Origin of the sequence: Streptomyces sp. NPDC005435 (assembly GCF_040703155.1) — a bacterium.
Taxonomy (GTDB): Bacteria; Actinomycetota; Actinomycetes; order Streptomycetales; family Streptomycetaceae; genus Streptomyces.
Window position 1 is genome coordinate 135,110 of the sequence record NZ_JBEXEQ010000019.1, and the last position, 6,000, is coordinate 141,109.

The following is a 6,000-nucleotide window of genomic DNA, read 5'->3' on the forward strand; positions in this document are numbered from 1 at the left end:
GCCGGCTTACTCCTCGTCTTCCCCGTTGCCGCTGCTGCGACTCTGTCGCCACCGTTCGGCATCTGCTTCGAACAACTCGCGCGCCTGTCGCAACAGGGCCTCCATGTCCGACGTGCTCTTGCCCTCAATCTCGACTGTGCGGTCTCCGAGCTCGACACGGATCCGGGCGCCCTGGTGGCGGTTGGCGACAGCCCCGATGGCAGTCCGCAATGTCATCCAGGCGCCGCTGTCACGCATCATCAGCGCAACGATGAGCAGCTGCCCGGATTCGATCCCGAACTCTGCTCCGTAGCTGGCATCTGCCCCTTGTGCTTCCAGCTCGGCCAGGAGTTCACGGGCAAGGCCGGGCGTCGCTCGAATCTTGACCTGCTCGAACATGGCAGCAGGATCGAGGCGGAGTCGGAGAACACCTGGGGCGGCGGGCGGAGGCTGGGGCATAAAGTCATGGCCGTTTGTCATGACCTGAGGCTAGGCCGGACAGCAGGTCAAACACCCCGCAGTCGACAAAGCTCGTCGGGCACCGCCGCTCTGCGAGCCCACAGCGTCGTGGGCGGCTGGCCCCCAGCACAACGCGTGCTCGACGTCGGCCCCCTTCCAGAGGGAGAGACGTAGAGCCGTCGCCATCAACCCGGAACGGCACCTCACCCGCCCCCACCCCGTGGCGGGTGGCCGTTCTTGTTGGCGAGGCCGGTGGGCGCTAGGGGGCCAGCCTCACTGACCCCCAGCCCCGGTCGGTGCGGCCCAGCGCGCGCAGGTCGGGCAAGAGGTACGGACGATTACGACTGAGCCAATCTTCGTGTCGCGGTCCGACGGTTAGATCAAAGAAATTGCAGCACCTATTGCGAAGCATCTTGCACTAAAAGTTCGACAATTTTTCGCCATGCACCCATGGAAAAAAACACGAGCTAACCGTATACTGGCGCGAGAAGTCTAGCCTAGGAGAACGATGTGTCGAGGAAGCAATTCCAACGGGAAGCCGACATGCTCTCACTCATCTCCGAGCAGTCCGCACGTTTACTGCCGGGACGGAGTATCGAAACACTCTTCGAGGTTCAAACTAGTGCCGGCATCCCCGATATTGTGTTCATTGAATTCGATAAGACGATCCTCAAACACAGGACCACCCATCAGCAGTCTTTCATTGTAGATTTTGCAGACATGTGCGTGCTGCGCGCTCTCAATGAAATGGAAGCCGAGACAATAAGCGCAGCCTCACTTTCGAAACAAGTACCGTTTAGCGCGAAGTATATTTCGTCAAATATTCTACCGCGACTCATGGAGTACGGTCACGTCCAGAAAGAGTCGCGCGGGCACTGGCATGCCGTTTCGAAGTACGTAAGCCCCGCTAAACACATTGGGACCCTGGAAGTCAAAATCAACGATTGGCGAAGCGGTTTCAGTCAAACACTGCGGCATCGGGCTTCCGCGGACGAATCATGGCTCGTGATCGCGTCTACCCACTCATCAAGAGCCGCCGCCCACAAGGAATGGTTCAAGCGAGCAGGCATCGGTTTGGCGACTCTACATCCACAGAGCGGCATTGATCACGTTGTAACACCTCGCGCTAAAAAAGCTTCAAGTGCACTCAACGTTTACCGCGAACTACTCGCTGAAAGGGCCGCTCACCTGTATAGCAATGGTGAGGTGAGCGGCACTATTGGGCTAGTGTTCGGCGTCGATCTAACAACGACTACAGGGCCTGATCCCAGACGCCCAGGTGACGCGGGACGTCACCAGGCCCCAGGGGCGGTAGCCCATTCGACCACCGTCTAGCAGCAGCCACAACCCGCCGGATTGCCCCATGACGGCCGCCCCTAGCCGAGTCTTCGTGGACACGCGCCGTCAGTGCACCCATCGAGAAAACATGGTGGAGCGCAGAGAGAGCATGAGACCAAGGCTGGCTGTCGAAAAGGCTGGGACAGTACGAGCAGTCACAGGCAATGTACCCAGGCGCCAACTGCACTAGGTCGTGAGAGCTGCTGTCGACCGTGTGGAGCATCTGACTTTCGAAATACCTTTGCGCTTGCTGCTGACCTTGACGGGCTCGTCGAAATACGTGCTCGGCGAAACACTGCTCAGAGCCACTAACGCCGAGTCCATAGCCAGCAGCGCCGTGCGCAAGGGCGAACCATCCCGTCAGTCCCGTCTGAGGAAGCAGCAACGCCCTTCCTTCATCCTGACAGAGGTTCGCGAGTCGCCTAATGCCCATAAGCAGGTCGGCATCCTCCGTAGGAGCAAATGCTTTGGTCTGCGCCCATTGAACCCGCACATACAACACGTCGAATTGATCTTGATCAAGAATCTCGTCGAGAAGTCGGTTGCGAAGCGCCCCAGCAGCGAGCCAGCGAGACGGAAGCGTGAGGTTGAGGGCTACGCGCTCGCCCCGCTCCGTCAAGGCCAAGGTACGGTCCGCCTCCTGGAACGTTGCGTCCAGAGACTTCTGCGGGTCGTCCGGGTTGAGCGCACGCCCTGGGGTCAGGAGCAAGTTGGCCCCCACTGCCCTCTGCGCGTCAATCACCTGAGCCAACCAGCCAGACTGATCGGCAGAGCTAAGATACGGAGCGTATTCCAGGGCTCGCTTGCCAACCGGATTGGGAGGGAGCCGAAGTACTTGTTCATCAAGGCGGTAGCACTGAGGGTCAGCGATACGAAGAGCCGCCACGGACGTCTGGTCGAAGAACGAAGCGATCTTCTGGGGCTTAGCGGCAGATAGACCGGCAATTGCTCCGAGGGTCAGGTGCCGACCCTTTTTGTGGTGCAGGTCGCCCATCACTACAGGCAAAAAGTTTGCGTGCCGGGCTCCGCGGTGCACAAGGTAGATAGGGCGGTCACCGGATAGAGCGCCCTCGCGGCTAACGATAGCTGGGGCCGTCACTTCGGTAGCCGAAGGCCATCCAGCCGGCGGCGAAGACACGACACTCCCGGCATCAGTTCCCCCTACGGCCAAGTAGCCATTCCCATCATCCAAGGGAATGTAGGCCTCTTCGGTAGCCAGCCACGCAGCAGCGGCTTCTTCTTCCAGTTTTTCTTCGTTGACTGTCTGCGTTACGCTATCGTCATCCCCCAGCCAATCCAAATCCTCATCAGGCATGGGTTCCGGCTCTTCGTGAGTCATTTCCCCCCCTACTGCGACGCTAGTCTCGCCAAGTTACTGGCGCTGCTTCCACGCTCATGCTCAACGAAGGCCGTAAGCCTATCTAGCACCTGCTTAACATCGTCGGGACAATCATTCGGCAAAGCTTCGGGCCCAGCGGAAAGCTTAGTGAAAGCCTCGTCAATGGTGTATGTCTCGTGCTCAGAATAGAAAGGGTGTCGACCAGAGATCAACTGCCTGACCGATACTCCCACCGCCCACAAGTCGGCTGCTTTGCGTGCACGTCGCCCCTCAAGTTGTTCGGGCGCCATGTAGGGCATAGTGCCAATGTGTCCGGGATAAACCGTGATCGTGCTCGCATCCATTTGCTTAGCCAGGCCCAGATCTAGCAGCACGGGACGTTCCCATCGTCCGTCGCGCAATGCAATGTTTGCGGGCTTGATGTCCCGGTGAATCGTTGCCGCTTTGTGGATGGCTTGCACGCCAAGCAGCACGCCTCGCAAGAACCCGCGAACGGACCCCATGGAGACCAGCCCGCCGCTTGCCAGCCGCTGCTCAGCATCCCCACCCTCGATATACTCGAAACGCAGGGCCGGCCGCTGCTGGCCTCCAAGCTTCAGCTCTTCCACCCCATGCAATGCCACGACGTAAGGTGAATTAACTCGCGAGAGTCCTTCGACTTCTCGCTCAAGCCGCGTTTTGGGATAGTCATCCACACAGATGACTTTCACGGCCTCGTTACCGACCTTCCATGTATCCCCGAATGCGCCATTTCCCAGAAATTGCACGGGCGCGCCTACGGCGTCGGAAACTTCATCGGCACTGAAACGCGGAACGGCAACAGAAGGACTCAATGACGTCTCGCTTCACGGCTTAGCTATTGGGATTTATCACGACAGGACGCAACATGTAGGCGCCCTACAATCATCCAGCTTTGACAGCGCCCCGCAAGGGGGTTGCAAAGAATCTTCGACCACCACGTCAGCCATAAGCCCACAAACTTATGCATAAGGTGACTAGTACAGCCCTCATCTGTATCGACAGTGCACCCCGAGAGCGAGACTCGACTAGTAGTCTGGTACGCACCACAGCAGAACGGAGAGTGCTCCGCGGATGGGACCTAAGACGACCAAGGTCTACGAGACACTTCGTGAGCGGCTTGCGGACGGCGCGTACGCCCCTGGTGAAAAGCTCCCGTCGGAACGCGCGCTGGTTGAAGAGCTTGGCATCGGCCGGACGGCGCTGCGCCAGGTACTCGCCCGCCTCGTTGCGGAAGGCGCACTAGAGGTACGCGGTCGCAGCTCGTACCGGGTGCCCGGCGCGGTGAGCGTCCAGCGGCCGGAAGGCGTGGAGCCGTGGCGCATCCACGGTGAGCGGGACCTGTACGACAACCAGTGGGTGAAGCTTCAGCTCTGGGATGTGGAACCGCCGGGCATGGAGCCGTTCGAGCACCACGTGGTGAGGCTGCACCACGTGGCCGTGACTGCCGTCCTGGACGACCAAGACCGCGTGCTCATGATGTGGCGGTACCGCTTCGTTCCCCAACAGTTCGGTTGGGAGCTCCCGGGCGGCATCGTTGACGCCGGTGAGGACGCGGCCGATACGGCGCTTCGGGAAGTCGTCGAAGAGACGGGGTGGCGGCCGAAGTCGCTCGAACACGTCGTGACCTATCAACCCATGGTGGGCATGGTCGACTCGCCGCACGAAATCTTCGTCGGCCACGGGGCGGAAAGGGTTGGTGAACCAACTGACCTGGAAGAAGCGGGTCACGTCGAGTGGGTTCCGCTAGCCGATATTCCGGGTCTCATGGCCCGCGGCGAGTTGATGGGGTCCGGCACCCTCGTTGCTCTGCTGCACATCCTCGCCACCCGACGGGCGGCCGGGGTCAAAGCCGCGCACTGAGCAAATCCACGCGACGGCGCTGCCGCACCGAACCGGTGCGGCTCGCCAGTAGCCGCGCTTGCCTCAGATGGCCGTGAGCGTCGTCGTACTCGGCCCGCGTGAGATGTGCTTGCGCCAGGTCGGCGTGCAGTCCGGCCCTGGCCCGCACGAAGGTCGCATCGATCCCCTCCAGCGCGCCGTACAGACTCGTGACCGCCTCGCCATCGCCGAGCAGGGCAAGCACGTTGCCGCGCCATCGAGCGAGGTGAGCGTCATTCAGGAAGATGCTCAGCATGTCCGGATCGCGGTCCTCCGAACCCGGCGGGATGCTTGCCATAGCGGCATCCAGCGCGCGTCGACAGTCGTCCGCCATGCCCGCGTGAGCGCACAGTTCGGCCTCAGCGGCATACAGCCAGGCATGGAGCCGGGCGGAACCTGATCGCCCTACGGTCCGCTGCGCATCGCGCACCAGGTCGACACCGAGCGCCGGTCGGCCCGCCTCGCAGAGCACGTAAGCCTGTTCCGCCATTGCATGAGCCAGGTACATCGGCGCCTCAGCGTCACGCGCCGCCCGCTTCGCGAGTTCGTAGTGACGCCATGCCCGCTCGACCGCTCCGGAGTCGATTGCCTGCCACGCTGCGAGGGTCGACGCGCCCGCGAGTGCGAGCGCCACGGGGCGACGCGCGGTCGGCAGCACGGCGAAGTTGAGCGCATCTTCCAGAGAGGTGAGGTGGCCCGCCATCTGGTCCACCAGACCGGCCGCGCCCCGCTGCCGGTCCATGGTTCGGAGCAACTCGGTCTGGTCGTTGAACGCCTTCACCATGGACTCACCGACGCTGCCTGCCGCGTCAATTCGGCTGAGCAGTTCCTCGTAGCCGTCGGCCGTCGTCGGCGCCGGCCCGGGGGGCGCCGCCCCCGCCCGCGGCCCGCCCGGGGGGGGGGGGGCGGGGGGGGCCGCGCCTCCCGCCTGCACCCCCCCCGGGCGGCCCCCCCCCCCCCCACACGCCTGGGTCAGCTCCGTCGCC

At 62.1% G+C, this 6,000-nt stretch carries 4 protein-coding genes and 1 pseudogene; 2 read left to right on the forward strand and 3 right to left on the reverse strand.

Translation table 11 applies throughout. The annotated features are described in order from the left end of the window. Positions 1–6: 6 nt before the first annotated feature. Positions 7–378, reverse strand: coding sequence for a hypothetical protein (locus tag AB0898_RS24130; protein ID WP_366805026.1), 372 nt, complete (start codon positions 376–378; stop codon positions 7–9). A 603-nt stretch (positions 379–981) separates the two neighbouring features. Here AB0898_RS24130 and AB0898_RS24135 point away from each other — a divergent pair. Then, positions 982–1,773 (forward strand): hypothetical protein, encoded by a 792-nt coding sequence (locus AB0898_RS24135; RefSeq protein ID WP_366805027.1) that lies wholly within the window; start codon positions 982–984, stop codon positions 1,771–1,773. A 1,350-nt stretch (positions 1,774–3,123) separates the two neighbouring features. Here AB0898_RS24135 and AB0898_RS24140 read toward each other — a convergent pair. Then, positions 3,124–3,948 (reverse strand): serine/threonine-protein kinase, encoded by an 825-nt coding sequence (locus AB0898_RS24140; RefSeq protein WP_366805028.1) that lies wholly within the window; start codon positions 3,946–3,948, stop codon positions 3,124–3,126. A 259-nt stretch (positions 3,949–4,207) separates the two neighbouring features. Here AB0898_RS24140 and AB0898_RS24145 point away from each other — a divergent pair, with 259 nt between their 5' ends. Next, positions 4,208–4,996 carry a GntR family transcriptional regulator gene (locus AB0898_RS24145; RefSeq protein ID WP_366805029.1) on the forward strand — a complete coding sequence of 263 codons (789 nt, stop codon included), beginning with the start codon at positions 4,208–4,210 and terminating at the stop codon, positions 4,994–4,996. Here the strand turns inward: AB0898_RS24145 and AB0898_RS24150 are convergent. After that, positions 4,980–5,879 (reverse strand): annotated as a pseudogene (locus AB0898_RS24150) (XRE family transcriptional regulator); the annotation flags it as partial. The gene AB0898_RS24145 and the pseudogene AB0898_RS24150 overlap by 17 nt on opposite strands. Positions 5,880–6,000: the final 121 nt, after the last annotated feature.